The organism is Tenacibaculum retecalamus (assembly GCF_027941755.1).
Lineage (GTDB): Bacteria > Bacteroidota > Bacteroidia > Flavobacteriales > Flavobacteriaceae > Polaribacter > Polaribacter haliotis_B.
Genome location: NZ_CP115916.1, coordinates 325,001 through 343,956 on the forward strand (window position 1 = coordinate 325,001; position 18,956 = coordinate 343,956).

Annotated in this window: 19 protein-coding genes and 2 rRNA genes (1 of these 21 cut by a window edge); 13 read left to right on the forward strand and 8 right to left on the reverse strand. The window is 32.1% G+C overall.

Annotation, left to right across the window (positions count from 1 at the left end):
- From PG912_RS01555 to PG912_RS01570, 4 genes are all read left to right on the forward strand, one after another.
- Positions 1-1,140, forward strand: a 23S ribosomal RNA gene (locus tag PG912_RS01555); it begins 1,742 nt to the left of the window's first position.
- 99 nt (positions 1,141-1,239) lie between these two features.
- A 5S ribosomal RNA gene (gene rrf, locus PG912_RS01560) occupies positions 1,240-1,348 on the forward strand.
- 291 nt (positions 1,349-1,639) lie between these two features.
- Complete coding sequence (locus PG912_RS01565) at positions 1,640-1,699, forward strand: hypothetical protein (RefSeq protein WP_275688996.1); 60 nt, start codon at positions 1,640-1,642, stop codon at positions 1,697-1,699.
- 214 nt (positions 1,700-1,913) lie between these two features.
- A complete protein-coding gene (locus tag PG912_RS01570) occupies positions 1,914-4,316 on the forward strand; it encodes a helix-turn-helix domain-containing protein (RefSeq protein ID WP_275688209.1) in 2,403 nt (800 codons plus the stop codon).
- 67 nt (positions 4,317-4,383) lie between these two features.
- Here PG912_RS01570 and PG912_RS01575 read toward each other — a convergent pair whose 3' ends face one another.
- The 8 genes from PG912_RS01575 to PG912_RS01610 all read right to left on the reverse strand — a co-directional run bounded on the left by PG912_RS01575 (position 4,384) and on the right by PG912_RS01610 (position 10,894).
- Positions 4,384-4,587, reverse strand: a complete 204-nt coding sequence (locus PG912_RS01575; protein WP_275688210.1) for a hypothetical protein — start codon at positions 4,585-4,587, stop codon at positions 4,384-4,386.
- Positions 4,588-4,595: 8 nt separating this feature from the next.
- Positions 4,596-5,093 (reverse strand): DUF547 domain-containing protein, encoded by a 498-nt coding sequence (locus PG912_RS01580; RefSeq protein WP_275688211.1) that lies wholly within the window; start codon positions 5,091-5,093, stop codon positions 4,596-4,598.
- A 130-nt stretch (positions 5,094-5,223) separates the two neighbouring features.
- A complete protein-coding gene (sufD, locus tag PG912_RS01585; protein ID WP_275688212.1) occupies positions 5,224-6,537 on the reverse strand; it encodes a Fe-S cluster assembly protein SufD in 1,314 nt (437 codons plus the stop codon).
- 5 nt (positions 6,538-6,542) lie between these two features.
- Positions 6,543-7,295, reverse strand: a complete 753-nt coding sequence (sufC, locus tag PG912_RS01590) for a Fe-S cluster assembly ATPase SufC (RefSeq protein ID WP_275688213.1) — start codon at positions 7,293-7,295, stop codon at positions 6,543-6,545.
- A 6-nt stretch (positions 7,296-7,301) separates the two neighbouring features.
- Positions 7,302-8,144 (reverse strand): N-acyl homoserine lactonase family protein, encoded by an 843-nt coding sequence (locus PG912_RS01595; protein WP_275688214.1) that lies wholly within the window; start codon positions 8,142-8,144, stop codon positions 7,302-7,304.
- A gap of 14 nt (positions 8,145-8,158) precedes the next feature.
- A complete protein-coding gene (sufB, locus tag PG912_RS01600; protein WP_260586488.1) occupies positions 8,159-9,607 on the reverse strand; it encodes a Fe-S cluster assembly protein SufB in 1,449 nt (482 codons plus the stop codon).
- A 15-nt stretch (positions 9,608-9,622) separates the two neighbouring features.
- Positions 9,623-9,952, reverse strand: coding sequence for a HesB/IscA family protein (locus tag PG912_RS01605; protein ID WP_260586487.1), 330 nt, complete (start codon positions 9,950-9,952; stop codon positions 9,623-9,625).
- A gap of 279 nt (positions 9,953-10,231) precedes the next feature.
- Positions 10,232-10,894, reverse strand: coding sequence for an MbnP family protein (locus PG912_RS01610; protein WP_275688215.1), 663 nt, complete (start codon positions 10,892-10,894; stop codon positions 10,232-10,234).
- A gap of 256 nt (positions 10,895-11,150) precedes the next feature.
- Between PG912_RS01610 and thiL the strand changes: the two genes are divergently transcribed.
- The 9 genes from thiL to PG912_RS01655 all read left to right on the forward strand — a co-directional run bounded on the left by thiL (position 11,151) and on the right by PG912_RS01655 (position 18,952).
- Positions 11,151-12,197: a thiamine-phosphate kinase gene (gene thiL, locus PG912_RS01615; RefSeq protein ID WP_275688216.1), complete on the forward strand. Its 1,047-nt coding sequence runs from the start codon at positions 11,151-11,153 to the stop codon at positions 12,195-12,197.
- A gap of 182 nt (positions 12,198-12,379) precedes the next feature.
- Positions 12,380-12,850, forward strand: a complete 471-nt coding sequence (gene lysM / locus PG912_RS01620; RefSeq protein WP_275688217.1) for a peptidoglycan-binding protein LysM — start codon at positions 12,380-12,382, stop codon at positions 12,848-12,850.
- Between the two features lie 109 nt (positions 12,851-12,959).
- Positions 12,960-13,856, forward strand: a complete 897-nt coding sequence (locus PG912_RS01625; RefSeq protein ID WP_275688218.1) for a DMT family transporter — start codon at positions 12,960-12,962, stop codon at positions 13,854-13,856.
- A 31-nt stretch (positions 13,857-13,887) separates the two neighbouring features.
- Positions 13,888-14,754, forward strand: a complete 867-nt coding sequence (locus PG912_RS01630) for a YicC/YloC family endoribonuclease (RefSeq protein WP_275688219.1) — start codon at positions 13,888-13,890, stop codon at positions 14,752-14,754.
- 1 nt (position 14,755) lies between these two features.
- Complete coding sequence (gmk, locus tag PG912_RS01635; RefSeq protein ID WP_275688220.1) at positions 14,756-15,352, forward strand: guanylate kinase; 597 nt, start codon at positions 14,756-14,758, stop codon at positions 15,350-15,352.
- Positions 15,353-15,379: 27 nt separating this feature from the next.
- Positions 15,380-15,964, forward strand: a complete 585-nt coding sequence (gene nadD, locus PG912_RS01640) for a nicotinate (nicotinamide) nucleotide adenylyltransferase (protein WP_275688221.1) — start codon at positions 15,380-15,382, stop codon at positions 15,962-15,964.
- Positions 15,965-16,011: 47 nt separating this feature from the next.
- Positions 16,012-16,875, forward strand: coding sequence for a M23 family metallopeptidase (locus PG912_RS01645; protein WP_275688222.1), 864 nt, complete (start codon positions 16,012-16,014; stop codon positions 16,873-16,875).
- A 63-nt stretch (positions 16,876-16,938) separates the two neighbouring features.
- A complete protein-coding gene (locus tag PG912_RS01650) occupies positions 16,939-18,432 on the forward strand; it encodes a GH3 auxin-responsive promoter family protein (RefSeq protein WP_275688223.1) in 1,494 nt (497 codons plus the stop codon).
- Between the two features lie 28 nt (positions 18,433-18,460).
- Positions 18,461-18,952, forward strand: coding sequence for a hypothetical protein (locus PG912_RS01655; RefSeq protein WP_275688224.1), 492 nt, complete (start codon positions 18,461-18,463; stop codon positions 18,950-18,952).
- Positions 18,953-18,956: the final 4 nt, after the last annotated feature.

An 18,956-nucleotide genomic window follows, 5' to 3' on the forward strand; every position in this document is an offset into this window, starting at 1 on the left:
GCCCATCTTCGGATGAGCCGCAGTGAAAAGGTCCAGGCGACTGTTTATCAAAAACACAGGGCTTTGCTAAATTGAAAGATGATGTATAAGGCCTGACACCTGCCCGGTGCTGGAAGGTTAAGTGGAGTTGTTAGCTTCGGCGAGGCAATGAAATGAAGCCCCAGTAAACGGCGGCCGTAACTATAACGGTCCTAAGGTAGCGAAATTCCTTGTCGGGTAAGTTCCGACCTGCACGAATGGTGCAACGATCTGGACACTGTCTCAGCCATGAGCTCGGTGAAATTGTAGTATCGGTGAAGATGCCGATTACCCGCAGCGGGACGAAAAGACCCCGTGAACCTTTACTATAGCTTCGTATTGGTTTTGGATAAGTAATGTGTAGGATAGGTGGGAGACTATGAAGCGGCGTCGCTAGGCGTTGTGGAGTTGTCCTTGAAATACCACCCTTTGCTTATCTAGAATCTAACTCAGCAATGAGAACAGTGCGTGGTGGGTAGTTTGACTGGGGTGGTCGCCTCCAAAAGAGTAACGGAGGCTTCTAAAGGTTCCCTCAGCACGTTTGGTAACCGTGCGTAGAGTGCAATGGCATAAGGGAGCTTGACTGAGAGACATACAGGTCGATCAGGTACGAAAGTAGAGCATAGTGATCCGGTGGTTCCGCATGGAAGAGCCATCGCTCAAAGGATAAAAGGTACTCCGGGGATAACAGGCTGATCTCCCCCAAGAGCTCACATCGACGGGGGGGTTTGGCACCTCGATGTCGGCTCGTCACATCCTGGGGCTGGAGAAGGTCCCAAGGGTTGGGCTGTTCGCCCATTAAAGTGGCACGCGAGCTGGGTTCAGAACGTCGTGAGACAGTTCGGTCTCTATCTGCTGTGGGCGTTAGAAATTTGAGTGGATTTGACTTTAGTACGAGAGGACCGAGTTGAACTAACCTCTGGTGTATCTGTTGTTCCGCCAGGAGCATTGCAGAGTAGCTACGTTGGGAAGGGATAAGCGCTGAAAGCATATAAGCGCGAAACCCACCACAAGATGAGATTTCTTTAAAGGGTCGTGGAAGATTACCACGTTGATAGGATACAGGTGTAAAGGCAGTAATGTCATAGCCGAGTATTACTAATAACCCATAGGCTTATGTATAGTTCCCGGTCTTCGAGCCGGGACGCAAACTCTTTTGATAATTTACGATATGATTTTACTAGTATGTTAACTTATACAGTTGAAATATACTGAACGATTTAAGGTGATTATCGCAATGGGGCTCACCTCTTTCCATCCCGAACAGAGAAGTTAAGCCCATTTGCGCCGATGGTACTGCCAATGGTGGGAGAGTAGGTCGTTGCCTTTCTTTTAAACCTCAATCTATTTATAGATTGAGGTTTTTTTTTGCGCTAAAATGAAATGAAGAATAATGATGGGCAGGACCAATAGTTGTGGGATTTGGATATATTGATGTAGAGTTTTATAAGAAGATGTTTGTAACGATTCATCCTATTTATTGGAATAGATTGGAAAAATAGAGTGAAAAAAAATAAGACTTTCATCAGATAGTAAAATGGTTTACAGGTTATGATGAAAATAAATTACAATCACTTATTGAAATAAATTAACATTTAAAACGTTTTTTGAGAGTGCAAAAATCCATTCTAATGCACATATAATTAAAGGAGTTGTTTGTGGCTATCTAATTAAAAAATAAACGATGAATTTGAAGTATACAAACAATACATGCATTTTTAAAAAATTGATAGATAAGTTAGTTATAGGGAGAAAAATGGAAAAAATATTAAGATTAGAATAAAGTATAGTCTTATTCTGTTTATAAATAATATTGGCTCTTGTTAATTTATACAAATTACTATCTTAAAAAAACTATTTTTACAACTTTAAGAGAAGCGTAGCATAATTTTGCAATGACAGAAAACAGAGAATTAGAGCTTGCCATTCAGTTTATAGAAAAAACAGATAGAAATCTTTTTATAACAGGAAAAGCTGGTACCGGAAAAACTACTTTTTTACATAAAATAAAAAGTGAGTCTTTAAAAAGAATGGTTATTGTTGCGCCAACTGGTGTAGCAGCAATTAATGCTAAAGGAGTTACTATTCATTCTTTTTTCCAAATGCCATTTGAGCCAATCTTACCCAATCAATTAACAAATACAACCAATCAACAACGTAAATTCAATAAAACTAAAATAGACATTATAAGATCGTTAGATTTAGTTATTATTGATGAAATTAGTATGGTTAGAGCGGATTTATTAGACGGTATAGATCAAGTTTTACGTAAATATAAAGACCGTAATAAAGTTTTTGGAGGCGCCCAAGTTTTAATGATTGGCGATTTGCAACAATTGTCACCTGTTGTAAAACCAAACGAATGGAGCTTGTTACAACAGCACTATAATTCGGTTTATTTTTTTAGTAGTAAAGCCTTTCAAGAATCAAACACAGTAAGTATTGAATTAAAGAAAATTTACAGACAAGATAACGAAGAATTTATCGCTATTTTAAATGAGATTAGAAATGATTCTTTATCAGAAAAATCTGAACAAATATTGAACAAAAGATATAATCCGGATTTTGAACCACAGAAAAACGACGGTTATATTACTTTAACAACGCATAACAGACGTGCGGACGCTATTAATAACTTAGAATTAGAAAAGCTAAAGAAAAAAAGTGTTTTTTTTAAAGCAATTGTTTCTGGTAAATTTAATGAGAATGCTTATCCCAATAGTGAAAAACTTGAATTGAAAGTTGGTGCTCAGGTAATGTTTATCAAAAATGACAGTTCACCTGAAAAAAGATATTTTAACGGTAAAATCGGTAAGATTACAATGATAGATGATGATACTATTTATGTAAAATGTCCGAATGACGATGCTGAAATTGAAACTAAAAAAGAAACTTGGGAGAATATAAATTACTCGATAAATGAAGAAACCAAAGAGATAAAAGAAGATGTTACTGGTGCTTTTTCTCAAATTCCATTACGATTGGCTTGGGCAATTACCATTCATAAAAGCCAGGGTTTAACTTTTGAAAGAGCGATTATTGATGCAGAAGCATCTTTTGCACATGGGCAAACTTATGTAGCTCTTAGTAGGTGTACAACTTTAGAAGGAATTGTTTTAAAAACACAGATTAAAAATAGTTCGATTATTAATGATAAAACTGTAGATTCTTTTAATAAAAATGTAAATGAGAATCTTCCTGATGAAAGCGTTTTAAGTGAGGCAGAAAAAACCTATCAACTAAATTTAATTGCTGAATTGTTTGATTTCAGGACATTTTTATATCCAGTAACCAGAGCTATTGATATTTTTTATAAAAATAGAACGAGCTTAAACGGTACTATAATTGATCAGTTGTTGACGATAAAAGATAACGGCGCTATTGCCTTGTTAAAGATTGCAAACGGTTTTAAAATTCAACTACAGCAACTTTCAGAAGATGATATTTTAGCTGAAAATAGTGAAGCTATTAATGAACGTTTTATAAAAGCAGTGGCTTATTTTATCAATCAAACAGAAGAATTTATTAAAAAACCATTGGAAGAAATTTCTTTTTCTACGGATAACAAAGCCGTTGAAAAAGATTTAGAAAAACAAATTTATACGTTGCAGGATGCATTGTCTATAAAGTTATTTTGTTTTTTGAAATTAAAAGATGGTTTTCAAGTTGAAGACTATTTAAAGATTAGAGCTAACGCAGTTTTGCAAAATGTAGAAAAAGCTAAGAAGAAAAAAATAAGTTCTTCTAGAGATCCTATTTTAGCATTAAGTTTACGTGATTTACGTGATGAAATTCATAAAAAAAATAAGATTCCTCATTTTCAAATTTTCACTCAAAAAACGTTATATGCTATTTGTGATACGCTTCCTAAAACCGCACAACAACTATTAAAAGTTGATGGAATGGGGAAAATTAGAGTCCAAAAATATGGTGGTAGAATTTTAGATACTGTAAGTAGTTATTGTAAAGAACACGGAATTAAACAGGAAGAACAATCAAAAAAAGATAAAATCCCTACAAGAGAAGTAACATTTAAGCTTTTTAAGGAAGGTGTTTCAGTTAGAGAGATAGCATCAAAAAGAGGATTAACGGTTAATACAATAGAGAGTCATTTAGCTAGTTTTATTGAAACTGGTGACATTGATGTGTTAGAACTCATTCCGTTAAAAAAATATAACAAAATTGTAAAAGCTATTGAAAGTGTAACTTTTAAAAGTTTAACCGACTTAAAAGAAAAAGTAGCGATGGATTATAGTTATATGGAATTAAGAATGGTGTTGAAATCATTAGACTTATAATAAAAATAATATCGAAAAAACATCAAATGTTTTTCCGATATTAGGGGAGTAAATAAGGGGCTGCGTTTTATATTCCGTTTAAGTTCCAGTTATATTCTAAATAACTAACGCTAGCATTATCGTTCACTTGAATATCAGAATATTTGTTTATATAATCAACTAAAGAATATTTTATTGTAAAATCTTCTTGATACCACTCAAACATTTTTGAAACTTCAATTTTACTAGAAGATATTTTATTTTTAGTATTATCGTTAATAAAGCCTCGCATTAACGATTCTAATTCCGATTCAATATTCTCAGCCGTAAAAGCATAATTTGCAAAACGAGGCCTGATTTAGAAGCTGCATTTATAGCTACATGAACTCTAGGATCGTCATGCCAACGACGTAATATTTTATGTTCAATATAATCAAGAGAATATGTTTTTCTGCCTACTATAGCAAAAGGTATTTTCCATGCATTTCTCCCTTTTCTTTTAATATCTGTAATCTTCTTTAAAGGGTAACTATCTAATATTAATTTAATGGTATATGCGTTGTAAGCATTAATCCAAAATGCTTTTGCTTTTGAAGTTGACCATCTTTTACCAGGGATTGTTTTTTCTAAATGATTTAAGTATAAATCTAATAAAGCACGATTTTTTCTTAGTCCTTTATAATCTACATTTCCTGTTGTACTAACATAAGTTTTAAGTAGAGCGTTAAAAACATCGGTTTGTGATTGCGATTGAATACTAATAAATAGTAAACTGAAGAGTATTATTGTTTTGCGCATCTTTTTCTAGTTTTAAGTTTTGGTTATTCCTTTTGACGAAATGTTTTTTACATCATTACAAAACCCAATTAAAAAAAGAAAGACCATTCAATACTGAATGGTCTTTTATAGTAAAATGCTAATTTTTATGTTATAAATCGAATCCGATATTAACACCTAATTTATTAGCTATTAATTTGTTAATTCGTTTTTTAACTTCAGGTATTTTTACGCTTTCTAATACTGTATTAGCAAAGGCATACATTAATAAAGCTTTTGCTTCTTTCTTCGGAATTCCTCGTTGTTGCATGTAAAACAACGCATCTTCGTCTAACTGACCAATAGTACAACCGTGAGAACACTTTACATCATCAGCAAATATCTCTAATTGAGGTTTTGCATTGATTGTTGCTTTATCGCTAATTAAAATATTATTATTTTGCTGATAAGCATTTGTTTTCTGAGCTTCTTTTTCAACAACAACTTTTCCATTAAAAACAGCTGTAGAGCGATCACCATAAATACCTTTGTAATCTTGATGAGACTCACAATTAGGCTCTATATGATGTACTAATGTATGATGATCTACATGTTGCTTTCCTTCAGTAATAGTAATTCCTTTTAAGATAGAATCGATATGCTCTCCTCTTTGATAAAAGTTTAAGTTATTACGTGTAATATTTCCTCCGAAAGAAAAAGTATGTACAGAAACGACACTATTTGATTTTTGCTCTATGTAAGAATTATCTACCAAAGAAGCATTTTCATTATCATTCTGAATCTTATAAATATCTACCGTGGCATCTTTTGCAGCATACACTTCTGTTACGGCATTTGTTAAAACCGAATTAGAAGTTAAACTCTGATGACGTTCTATAATTTGAACATGTGCATTTTGTTCTGCAACAATTAAATTACGAGGCTGTGTCATCGTAGCTTCCTCAGCGCCTGTAGTAAAATAGATAACCTGAATTGGCTTGTCTACTTCTACATTTTTAGGAATGTTGATGTAAGCACCTTCATTAGCAAAAGCAGTATTTAACGATGTTAAATTATCTTGCTTAGCAATTTTATTGAAATAGTTTTCAATAACAGCTTTATATTTTGGCTTTGTTAATGCTGATGACATTAAACAAACATCAATCTTATCATGTGTAGTTTCAGATAAGAAAGAACTATATTTTCCGTCGATAAATACAATTTTATAAGTATCTATATCATGAATAAAATATTTCTTAACATCTGCCAATTCTACAGTGTTTTCCGAAGAAGGAAAAATACTATAGTCTTGTTTTAATACAGCGTTTAAAGAGGTGTATTTCCAAGCTTCTAATTTCTTAGTAGGAAAGCCTAATTCTTCAAAGTTCTGTAGCGCTTTTGTTCTAATATCGTGTATATCCGAATTGATATCCAAACCATTTTCAAAAGCGACGTACGACGTGGTTAATTTATCTTTTAACTCCATTTTTCTTAAGAATTAACTTCTTCCTTAATCCAATCATATCCTTTTGCCTCTAACTCTAAAGCTAAAGAAGCATCACCTGATTTTACAATTTTACCATCGTATAATACGTGTACAAAGTCAGGAACTATATAATCTAATAAACGTTGATAGTGTGTAATTACAACTACAGCATTGTCTTTAGATTTTAATTTATTAACACCGTTAGCTACAATACGCAATGCATCGATATCTAAACCAGAATCTGTTTCATCTAAAATAGCTAATTTAGGTTCTAACATTGCCATTTGAAAAATCTCGTTACGCTTCTTTTCTCCTCCAGAAAAACCTTCGTTTAAAGAGCGAGATAAAAATTTACGATCTATTTCTAATAATTCAGATTTTTCGCGAATCATTTTTAACATGTCTTTAGCAGGCATATCTTCTAAACCTTTAGCTTTACGGTTTTCGTTAATTGCTGTTTTAATAAAGTTCGTAACAGAAACACCAGGAATTTCTACAGGGTACTGAAAAGATAAAAATACACCATTGTGCGCTCTTTCATCAGAGCCTAATTCGCTTATATCTTCGTTATTTAACTCTATTGAGCCATCTGTAACTTCGTACTCTTCTTTTCCTGCAATTACGTTGGCTAACGTACTTTTACCAGCACCATTAGGCCCCATTATTGCGTGAATTTCACCTGCTTTAACTTCTAAATTCAATCCTTTTAAAATTGATTTATCTTCTATGTTAGCGTGTAAGTTTTCTATTTTTAACATTACTAGTTACTTTTTTAATAGATTTTGTAATTTCTTGAAAGCTTTTGGTGAATGTTGAATAATCACCTCAGCATTTTTTTCTTTAGCGAAAGCTTCAAATTTTTGCATGCTTTCTAAAGTTTGCTCAACATTATAGTTGAATGAAGGAACACCTTTACTGGCTCTGTTCTCTTCAAAATGATATAAGTCACCCGTTAATAAAACTGGCTTTTCAATACCTGATACTTTTACGTATAAAGCTTGATGGCCAACTGTATGACCTGGCATGTATTTTATAACAACAGTACTGTCGCCAAAAACATCAAAATCACCATTTAATTTTTTAACATTTTTTAATGCTGCTACCGCAGGATTTTTCTGTTTTAAAGAATCTCCAGCAACCGAATTATATTCGTTTTCTTGTACCAACCAAGTTGCATCTTTCATGTAGTTTGCATGCCCGGTATGATCGAAATGCGAGTGAGACATTGCAAAATATTTAAAATCTTCAATTTTAAAACCAATAGTTTTTAATTGATTTACTAAAGAGTCTGGTCTTTGTACAGTGAATGTTCCATCACCCGGAGTTACAGGCTCTGGTAATACTAGATTTTCTGGTAAACCAGCATCCCACATTAAATTTCCTTTCGGATGTGAAATTACGTAGTAAGCATCAGTAAATTGTTTTGTTTGCCCTGTGTAAGTTGTATCTTGCGAAAAAACCTCTAATTTATTTACTAAAATAGAACCTCCAACTAACTGAAATAATTTTACTTCAGTTTTTTTGATTTCGTTTTTAACTTCTTTCTTTTCTGATTTTTTACAACCAATAACTAAGATAGAAAGTATTATAAATACTATTTTTTTCATTTCACCTTCTTTTATTATCCTACAGAGCCTTCTAAACTAATTTCTAATAGTTTTTGAGCTTCAACAGCAAATTCCATTGGTAATTTATTTAGTACTTCTTTACTAAATCCGTTAACAATTAATGCAATTGCTTTTTCGGTATCTATACCACGTTGGTTACAGTAAAATAATTGGTCTTCACCAATTTTACTTGTGGTAGCTTCGTGTTCTATTTGTGCTGATTTATTTTTAGTTTCGATATATGGAAACGTGTGTGCGCCACATTCGTTACCCATTAATAAAGAATCACACTGAGAGAAGTTACGAGCATTTTCTGCACGTGATCCAATTTGAACCAAACCTCTATATGAATTTTGTGATTTTCCAGCAGAGATTCCTTTCGAAATAATAGTCGACTTGGTATTTTTACCTAAGTGAATCATTTTCGTTCCAGTATCAGCTTGCTGATAATTATTAGTTACAGCAATTGAATAAAATTCTCCAACAGAATTGTTTCCTTTTAAGATACAACTAGGGTATTTCCAAGTAACTGCCGATCCTGTTTCAACTTGTGTCCAAGAAACTTTTGCGTTCGTTTCGCAAATAGCTCTTTTGGTAACGAAGTTATAAACACCACCTTTTCCTTCAGCGTTTCCAGGATACCAATTCTGAACTGTTGAGTATTTAATTTCAGCATCATCTAATGCAATTAACTCAACAACTGCGGCATGTAGTTGGTTTTCATCTCTACTTGGTGCAGTACAACCTTCTAAGTAAGAAACGTAACTACCTTTATCGGCAACTACTAATGTTCTTTCAAACTGACCGGTTCCTCCTTCGTTAATTCTGAAGTAAGTTGATAATTCCATTGGGCAACGAACGCCTTTCGGTATATAACAAAAAGATCCATCAGAAAAAACTGCTGAATTTAACGCTGCATAAAAATTATCGGTAGTAGGAACTACGGTTCCTAAATGCTTTCTTACTAATTCTGGATGTTCTTGAATAGCTTCAGAAATAGGCATAAAAATAATACCTTTTTCTCCTAATGTTTCTTTAAAAGTTGTTGCAACAGAAACTGAATCCATTACAATATCAACAGCAACATTAGCTAGTTTTTTTTGCTCATCTAAAGAAATACCTAAACGTTTAAAAGTATCCAATAATTCTGGATCAACTTCATCTAAACTATTTAATTTTGGCTTTTCTTTCGGTGCAGAATAGTAAGCAATGTCTTGGAATTTTGGTTTTTCATAATGAACATTTGCCCATTCTGGTTCTTCCATTGTTTGCCAAACTCTAAAAGCTTCTAAACGCCATTCGGTCATCCATTCTGGTTCGTTTTTCTTTTTAGAAATTGCACGAACTACGTCTTCATTCAGTCCTTTAGGAAAGGTTTCGCTTTCTATTTCAGTATAAAAACCATATTCATATTCTTTGGTTTTTAACTCTTCTCTTAAATCATCTTCTGTATACTTGCTCATAATTGAGTTGTAATATTATAGTGAAAAACTTTCGCCACATCCACAGGTACGGTTTGCATTCGGATTGTTAAATACAAATCCTTTTCCGTTTAAACCTCCAGAATATTCTAATGTTGTTCCTACTAAGTATAAAAAACTTTTTTTATCAACAACGATTTTAACGTTGTTCTCTTCGAAAATTTTATCGTTTTCTTGTGTGCTTTTGTCAAAAGTTAGGTCGTAAGATAAACCTGAACAACCTCCGCTTTTTACGCCAACACGCACAAAATCTACTGTAGCATCAAAACCGTCATGAGTCATTAACTCGATAACTTTGTTTTTTGCTGTATCTGAAACTTTTATCATTATTTAAGTGGATTAACTCTAAATAGTTTGCAAATATACAATATAAGTATCAGTTAAGTACACAAGTCGGCATTGTGTTTTTTGATGGGTTTATTAGATTTTCTGATTATTCTTGAAAATCTAAATTATTAACAAAATCATTATCAGATAGTGAAAGTAAAAATGCTTTTAAGTTAGGCTTTTTGTTCTGAGTACTTTAAGATGATTTTTTTAGTAAAGGTATTTAAAAGAGGTAATAAATGTTGTGAGGTGTATGATAAGTTTATTGTGAAATTTTCCCTAAGCTAAAAACACCATTTCTCCCATTTTCTGACATTTTTTTTGAGCATCAAGATTTTCTGTTAACATTGAGTTTAGTTCATTTAAATTCCAATCATTTGGGGTTTTGAACCATTGAGAAACATTCATTCTGATTTCTATAGTAGCATTGTCTTTAATATTTATTGAGCCTAAATCAACAGTGAAAAAAGTGCCTTTGTTGTCAGTAATATTAGTATCTATATAGTTTGTAGTGTGAAATTTGTAGTCTTCCCAAGTATTTTCTTCATTGAAAAACTCCCCATCAAGTTGCATAAAATGATAGCTGTTACGATTCGTATCCCAAGGAAGTGTAGTTAAATCACTATAAATATTAATGTTGTCGTCGTTATTAAAGCCAAAGGTTATAGATAGATTGTAGGTTCCTTCAGTTATTTTAGAAAATAAATCAGTAGTTAAACTTTCCTTATTATTTAAATCAATTAATTGATAACCATCATAAATGGTAGAAATGCCAGCGCCATCTGTTAAAGTGATTTTTGAAATTAAATAACGTAAGTTATTAATGGTAAGTTTAGTTCCTGATTTGTTAGTAAATTGGGTGTTATTTAAATCTGATTTTTCAATTGTAACAGCATCCCAGTTTTGTGTAAAATTAACTTTAACGGCTACTTCTTTTATCAATTCGTCATTATCTGAGCTGCAGGAAAAAAAGAGTAGACTTAAAAAAAACATTAAATATTGTTTCCTTTTTATATACTGATTTTGATGTATGCTAGCTGTGTTAACCATTCTTTTTGTATTAATAACAATGTTTCGTTTAAAAAACGATAAAGTTAAAAAATATACTAATTATAAAACATTTAAAAACGACAAAACCTTATATTTATTTTAAAAACGATTGGTTTTGTTTAAAAGCTATGTTTAGTACCTTTGCAAAATGTTAGAAGATAAAAACCAAGAAAGAACATCATTAGCTCAGTTAGGAGAATTTGGGTTGATAAACCATTTAACGGAGCATTTTAAAACGCATAATTCATCAACTGAAAAAGGAGTTGGCGATGATGCAGCTGTTATCGGTTCAACTGATAAAGAATTATTGGTAACAACCGATTTATTAGTAGAAGGTGTGCATTTCGATTTGAGTTACATGCCCTTAAAACATTTAGGTTATAAAGCGGTAATGGTAAATTTATCAGATGTATATGCAATGAACGGTGTTGCTGAACAAATTACGGTATCGATTGCTGTTTCAAATAGGTTTCCGTTAGAAGCGTTAGAAGAATTGTATGCCGGTATTCAATTAGCGTGCGATACTTATAAGGTGGATTTAATTGGTGGAGATACAACTTCGTCGACTAAAGGAATGTTAATTTCGATTACCGCAATAGGAACGGCAAAAAAAGAAGATATTGTATATCGAAACGGCGCTAAAGCAACTGATTTAATCGTTGTTTCTGGTGATTTAGGTGCCGCTTATTTAGGGTTACAAGTTTTAGAAAGAGAAAAACAAGTATTTCAGGTAGATCCACAAAATCAACCAGATTTAGATAATTATACTTATTTAATTGAACGCCAATTAAAGCCAGAAGCACGTAAAGATATTTCAGGATTATTAAAAGAACTAGAAGTAAAACCAACCGCAATGATTGATATTTCTGATGGACTTTCTTCTGAAATTATGCATATTTGTACACAAAGTAAGTTGGGTTGTAAAATTTATGAAGATAAATTACCTTTAGATCCACAAGTGATTTCTACTTCGGAAGAATTTAAGATGGATAGCACGATGATTGCTTTAAGTGGAGGTGAGGATTATGAATTATTGTTTACCGTACCACTTGCCGATTTCGATAAAATTAAAGCAAATCCAAATTTGTCAATTATTGGTCATATGGTTGAAGAAAATCAAGGCATGAATTTAGTAACTAGAGCAGATCAAGAAATTGCATTAAAAGCGCAAGGGTGGAATTCGTTTGAGGAATAAATTTCACACATTATAATAATAAGAAAAGCCATACTTTTAAAGTGTGGCTTTTTTGCTGTTTATTAAAGTAGAAATTACCTTCTGACTTTAAAAATTATTTTCTTAATAATTAAAAATGGCATAAAAAGTGTATATTAGTAAGCAGAAAGTAAATTAGTAATTAACAAAAAATCAAAAAAAGAATGGGAATTTTTTCATTTATTAAAAATGCTGGTGCCAAAGTATTTGGTGTTGGAAAAACAACTGAAGAAGAAGCTGCTGAGAAATCTGCAAAATTAGTAGATGCAGTAACCAAATTAGAATTATCTGTTGAAAACTTAGTTGTAGCAATCGACGATGATAAGGCAACGGTTTCTGGTGAAGCATCAGATTTAGCAACAAAAGAAAAGGTTGTTTTAGTCGTTGGAAATACAAACGGAATTGCATCTGTAGAAGATAATATGACCGTTGCTGAGGTTGAAGAAATTGATGTTGCAGCAATGGCACAATTTCATACCGTAGTTAGTGGCGATACTTTAGGTAAAATTGCAAAAGAATTTTATGGAGACGCAATGAAGTATCCTGTAATTTTTGAAGCAAATAAGCCAATGTTATCACATCCTGATAAAATTTATCCAGGGCAATTATTAAGAGTACCGCCTTTAGTAGATTAATTAAAGAAGGTTATAAATTAAAAGAGAAACGCTGCATTTTGCAGTGTTTTTTTTTGAATAAAATCCAACAATAATTTTCATCTTTGCAGCGATATTAAACATGTAAAAAATGAATCAAAGAACGTTGGCGCTTATAGCAGCATCAATTGCTACCCTTATTTACGGAGTTACTTTTACGGTAGCTAAAGAAGTTATGCCCGTATATATTAAGCCTTTTGGTTTTATATTGCTTCGTGTAGGTGGTGCAACTATTGTTTTTTGGTTGCTAGGGCTTTTTGTGAACGCAAAACCAATAGAAAAATCGGATTATAAAAAAATAATGATTGCTGCTTTTTTTGGAGTAGGGTTTAATATGCTTACTTTTTTTAAAGGATTAAATTATACAACACCAATCAGTGCATCGGTAATGATGGTAACGGCACCTATTTTGGTTTTAATCTTTGCAAGTATTCTTTTAAAAGAAAAATTAATTCTAAGGAAAATAACGGGAGTTGTAATCGGGTTAATAGGCGCGATTATTTTAATTGTTTACGGGAGTTCATCAAATGTAGACGCTAAAAATATGATGTTGGGTAACTTTTTAGTGTTTATCAACGCTGCTTCTTATGCAATGTATTTAGTACAAGTAAAAAAGCTAATCGCAAAATACAACCCGATCGTATTTGTAAAGTGGTTGTATTTATTTGGGCTGTTATTTGTGATTCCGTTTGGCTTCTCTGAATTAACAGAGGTTCAATGGCAATTAATGCCTGCATCAATTTATTTTAAGGTAGGTTTTGTAGTGTTATTTACAACTTGTATAACATACTTGTTTAATCTATTTGCATTATCAAAATTAAAGCCAACTACGGTTAGTGTTTTTATTTATATACAGCCAGTTATTGCATCAATTTATGCGTTGATAGTAGGAAGTGATAGTTTAAATACCGTGAAGATAGTTGCAACTCTTTTAATCTTTTTAGGAGTCTTTTTGGTAACTAAACAGGTAGCTGCTAAAAATAAATAAATGTATCTTTGCGCTTTATTAAATTGAGAATATGATACAGTCTATGACGGGTTATGGAAAATCCGTATTACATTTACCTACGAAAAAAGTAACCATTGAAATCAAGTCACTTAACAGTAAAAACTTAGATTTAAATGCCAGAATGCCATCTTATTATAAAGAAAAAGAATTAGCGGTTCGTAAAAAACTAGCTAGTAATTTAGTGAGAGGTAAGATAGATTTTTCTATTTGGGTAGAAATGACTGCAGAAGAAACCTCAACAAGGGTTAATAAAAATGTTGTATTAGAGTATGTTCAGCAGTTAAAAAACACATTATTTACGGGTTCAGATAATGATGTTGAGCTATTGAAAATGGCTATAAAAATGCCAGATGCTTTAAAGACCGATCGTGAAGAGTTAGATGAAAATGAGTGGACTCAGATTGACGCGCATATTGATGAAGCTTTAAAAGAAATTATAGCTTATAGAACTGATGAAGCAAAATCGTTAGAAGATGATTTTAAATTACGAATAGCAAATATTCAATCAGCTTTAGAAGAAGTTAAAAAGTTAGACGGAGATAGAGTAGAAAACGTAAAAGATCGTTTACAAAAAGCTTTAACAGAATTAAAGCTTGAAATTGATGAAAATCGCTTCGAGCAAGAGCTTATTTACTACTTAGAGAAATTAGATATCAACGAAGAAAAAGTTCGTTTAGAAAATCACTTAATATATTTTTTGGAGCAGTTAGATACAGCAGATTCTAATGGAAAAAAATTAGGATTTATCGTCCAAGAAATCGGAAGAGAGGTAAACACGATGGGCTCTAAAGCTAATTTTGCGGTAATGCAAAAAATAGTGATTCAAATGAAAGATGAATTAGAAAAAATAAAAGAACAAATTTTAAACGTTTTATAAAATGTCTAAAGATTTTAAAGGAAAATTATTTGTGTTTTCAGCACCTTCAGGATCAGGGAAAACAACAATCGTTCGTCACTTATTAAAACAAGAAAAATTTAATTTAGAGTTTTCTATTTCTGCTACTTCAAGAGAAGCAAGAGGTTTTGAAGTTGATGGTGAAGATTATTATTTTATTTCTACAAGAGATTTTAAAGATAAAATTAAAGCCGACGAGTTTTTAGAATGGGAAGAAGTATATCGAGATAATTTTTACGGAACTTTAAAAACAGAAGTAGAACGTATTTGGGCATTAGGAAAACACGTTATTTTTGACATTGATGTAGTTGGAGGTTTGCGTATAAAACATAAATTTCCAGAAGAAACATTAGCTGTTTTTGTAAAGCCACCTAGTGTTGATGAGCTTAAAATTCGCTTAAAGAAAAGAAGTACCGAAAGTGAAGATAAAATAAACATGCGTATTGCCAAAGCATCGGTTGAGTTAGCAACGGCACCACAGTTTGATAAAATTATTAAAAACTACGATTTAGAAGTTGCTTTAAAAGAAACAGAAGATTTGGTAGCTGATTTTTTAGAATTAGATAAAACTATTTCTTAATAGTAAAAAGAAGTTTTAAGCAAGCTTATGAAAAATATCGGATTGTATTTTGGTACTTTTAATCCCATTCATATCGGGCATCTAATTATCGCCAATCACATGGTTGAAAATTCTGATTTAGATGAAATTTGGATGGTTGTTACACCTCACAATCCGTTTAAAAAGAAAAGCACTTTATTAAATAATAATCACCGTTTAGAAATGGTGTACTTGGCAACCAAACAATACGATAAAATTAAGCCGTCAGATATTGAGTTTAACTTACCACAGCCAAATTATACGATTAATACATTAACACATATCTCAGAAAAGTACCCAAATTATAATTTTAATTTAATCATGGGAGAAGATAATTTAAAAAGTTTTCATAAATGGCGTAATTATGAAGCTATTTTAGAAGATTATAAGATATATGTATATCCAAGAATTTCAGACGGAATCGTTGAAAATCAATTTATAGATCATGCCAAAATTCATAGGGTTGATGCGCCAATTGTACAAATTTCCTCTACTATGATTCGTAACGGAATCAAATCTCAAAAGAATATTCAGCCATTATTAGTTGCTAAAGTTTGGAGTTATATCGATGAGATGAATTTCTATAAAAAATAGATTCGAAATTTTTTCGTTGTATATTTGAAATCCAAACCAGTATTAAAGTGACAAAAATTCAAAATAAGCGCAAGTTTAAACAAAAACTTGTTGATAAATATCGATTGGTAATTTTAAATGAAAACACTTTTCAAGAAAAATTTTCGTTAAAATTATCACGACTAAACGTGTTTGTTTTTGGCGGTGTATTTTCGGTATTACTTATCGTATTAACTTCATTATTAATTGCCTTTACAGGTTTAAGAGAATACATACCAGGTTACTCATCTACCTCATTAAAAAAGAAAGCTACGCGATTAGTATATGAAGCAGATTCTTTAAAAACGCGATTGGCAATTATAGAGCACTATACAAAGGTACTAAGGCCTGTTTTAACGGGAGAAATAGTTCCCGAAAAAATAGATTCTATAAAAAACGAAGCACAAAGTATTACACTGGACGAAGCCAAGTTACAAGCAACAAAACAAGATTCTTTGTTTAGGGCAAAGGTTGAGGGTAAAGATCGTTACCCATTGTTAGAAGGAGCTGAAGGTAGAGCTAAAGTAGTGTTCTTTTCACCTTTAACAGGTAATGTTTCACAAGAGTTTAGTATGAATGATAAGCATTATGCCCTTGATATTGTTGCGCAAACAGGAACGCCTGTAAAAGCAATCGCAGATGGAACAGTGATTTTAGCAGAGTGGACTGCCGAAACAGGTTATGTGATTACCATACAGCACCCTAACGAGTTTATATCGGTTTATAAACATAACGGAACATTACTGAAACAGCAAGGTGATATTGTAAAATCTGGAGAAGCAATAGCAAGTGTTGGTTCTACAGGTGAATTAACTACAGAGCTACATTTACATTTCGAGTTGTGGAGTAACGGTTTTCCTGTTAACCCGACAGATTACGTAGATTTTCAATAGTAAACATACCATTGTTGTTCGTAAAATAATGGTATTTATAGAATTAAAACATTTCATATTAAAATGGGCATTAAATCAATCCTCGCAATTCCTTTTGCAAAACAAGTACGAAAGCAAGTTTATAAATGGGCAAATAAACCTCATGAAACTCAAGAAAAAGTTTTTCAGTATTTGGTAGCAGAAGGGTGTAAAACTGCCTTCGGAAAAGATCATGATTTTATTTCTATCAATAATTATGAAGATTTTAAAAAACGTATTCCAGTAAATGATTACGAAGGATTACGCACTTATGTAGATAGAATGGTTGCAGGTGAAGAAAATATATTATGGAAAGGAAAACCGTTGTATTTCGCTAAAACTTCAGGTACCACTTCTGGAGCAAAATACATTCCTATTACAAAAGAATCTATGCCAACCCATATTACAGCGGCACGAAATGCTTTGTTGTTTTATGCAGCCGAAAAAAACGATGCTAGTTTTGTAAATGGTAAAATGATTTTTTTACAGGGAAGTCCGGTTTTAGAAGACATGAATGGTATAAAATTAGGACGACTAAGCGGAATTGCAGCACATTATGTGCCTAATTACTTACTAAAAAACCGTTTGCCTAGTTGGGAAACGAATTGTATTGAAGATTGGGATACGAAGGTTGATAAAGTAGTTGAAGAAACTATTAATGAAGACATGTCTGTTATTAGCGGAATTCCGTCTTGGGTACAGATGTATTTTGAGAAGCTAATTGATAAAACAGGAAAAACGATTTCAGAGTTATTTCCGAATTTTAACTTTTTTGTATACGGAGGTGTAAATTTCGAGCCATATAAAAATAAATTCGAAACTTTAATAGGTAAAAAGATTGATTATATAGAGTTATACCCAGCATCCGAAGGGTTTATAGCTTATCAAGATTCACAAATCGAAAAGGGAATGTTATTGCAATTAAACTCGGGTATTTTTTACGAGTTTATACCTGCAACTGAGTTTTTTGACGAAAATCCAACACGTATTTCTTTAAAGGATATAAAATTAGGCGTTAATTACGCTATTATTTTAAATACCTCTGCAGGTCTTTGGGGATATAATATTGACGATACTGTTGAGTTTACCTCGTTAAAGCCATATAGAATTAAAGTAACTGGTCGTATAAAACATTTTATTTCTGCCTTTGGCGAACATGTAATTGGTAAAGAAGTAGAAAAAGCATTAAACGATGCAATTGTAGGAACTAATGTAAATATAAGTGAGTTTACAGTAGCACCACAGGTAAATCCGGAAAGCGGATTGCCATATCACGAATGGTTTATCGAATTTGAAAATGAGCCAGATAATTTACAGGAATTAGCATTAAAAATTGATGCTTCTATGCAAGCCCAAAATGTATATTATTTCGATTTAATTTCAGGAAAAATTTTACAGCCATTAATTATTAGAAAGGTTAAAAAAGGTGGGTTTCATGAATACATGAAATCGATAGGTAAATTTGGCGGACAAAATAAAATTCCGCAATTATCTGATAATCGCAAGATTGCTGATGTATTAAAAGAATTTTTATTGTAAATTTATAGCTTTAGTTAATAAGAATAAGATGAGTATAACAACTAACGGAGTAACATTGAACCTAGTTCAGTTTTTAGAATTTGACACGAATATTCCTGCTGCAAATAAGCCATCAGGACCATTAGTTAATGTATCTGAATTTGAAAAGGGTAATAATGTGCCATATATATTAACGGTATTAGCTTACTTACCAAGTAATACATTAAACCCAGTAGAAAACACCAGTGGTTTACCTTTAAAAGGAAATACAATTTATTTAAATTATTACGGAATTAAACCTACAACAATTCTAAAAAAAGACGGAACTACAGGGGCTATTCAGTGTAGAGATTTTCGTGTAGAATTTAATTGTGATGAAGAAACTACAGAGTACGATTTATACTATGTGCAGTTTACATATCAAATAAATGATGGAAGTTCTACGGATGCTGTTTTATTAAGAGATGATGATGAAGATCCAGAATTAGATAGAGGAACTGTAACCACTCCAATAAAAGTACCACCTACATCTTTAATCTAGTTTT

Coding starts and splice junctions, on each gene's coding strand:
- lysM (WP_275688217.1), top strand. CDS start 12,380: ATGGGAATTTTTTCATTTATTAAAAATGCTGGTGCCAAAGTATTTGGT.
- PG912_RS01630 (WP_275688219.1), top strand. CDS start 13,888: ATGATACAGTCTATGACGGGTTATGGAAAATCCGTATTACATTTACCT.
- PG912_RS01650 (WP_275688223.1), top strand. CDS start 16,939: ATGGGCATTAAATCAATCCTCGCAATTCCTTTTGCAAAACAAGTACGA.
- sufD (WP_275688212.1), bottom strand. CDS start 6,537: ATGGAGTTAAAAGATAAATTAACCACGTCGTACGTCGCTTTTGAAAAT.
- PG912_RS01580 (WP_275688211.1), bottom strand. CDS start 5,093: ATGCGCAAAACAATAATACTCTTCAGTTTACTATTTATTAGTATTCAA.
- PG912_RS01570 (WP_275688209.1), top strand. CDS start 1,914: ATGACAGAAAACAGAGAATTAGAGCTTGCCATTCAGTTTATAGAAAAA.
- sufC (WP_275688213.1), bottom strand. CDS start 7,295: ATGTTAAAAATAGAAAACTTACACGCTAACATAGAAGATAAATCAATT.
- PG912_RS01575 (WP_275688210.1), bottom strand. CDS start 4,587: ATGCGAGGCTTTATTAACGATAATACTAAAAATAAAATATCTTCTAGT.
- gmk (WP_275688220.1), top strand. CDS start 14,756: ATGTCTAAAGATTTTAAAGGAAAATTATTTGTGTTTTCAGCACCTTCA.
- PG912_RS01625 (WP_275688218.1), top strand. CDS start 12,960: ATGAATCAAAGAACGTTGGCGCTTATAGCAGCATCAATTGCTACCCTT.
- thiL (WP_275688216.1), top strand. CDS start 11,151: ATGTTAGAAGATAAAAACCAAGAAAGAACATCATTAGCTCAGTTAGGA.
- sufB (WP_260586488.1), bottom strand. CDS start 9,607: ATGAGCAAGTATACAGAAGATGATTTAAGAGAAGAGTTAAAAACCAAA.
- PG912_RS01595 (WP_275688214.1), bottom strand. CDS start 8,144: ATGAAAAAAATAGTATTTATAATACTTTCTATCTTAGTTATTGGTTGT.
- PG912_RS01655 (WP_275688224.1), top strand. CDS start 18,461: ATGAGTATAACAACTAACGGAGTAACATTGAACCTAGTTCAGTTTTTA.
- nadD (WP_275688221.1), top strand. CDS start 15,380: ATGAAAAATATCGGATTGTATTTTGGTACTTTTAATCCCATTCATATC.
- PG912_RS01605 (WP_260586487.1), bottom strand. CDS start 9,952: ATGATAAAAGTTTCAGATACAGCAAAAAACAAAGTTATCGAGTTAATG.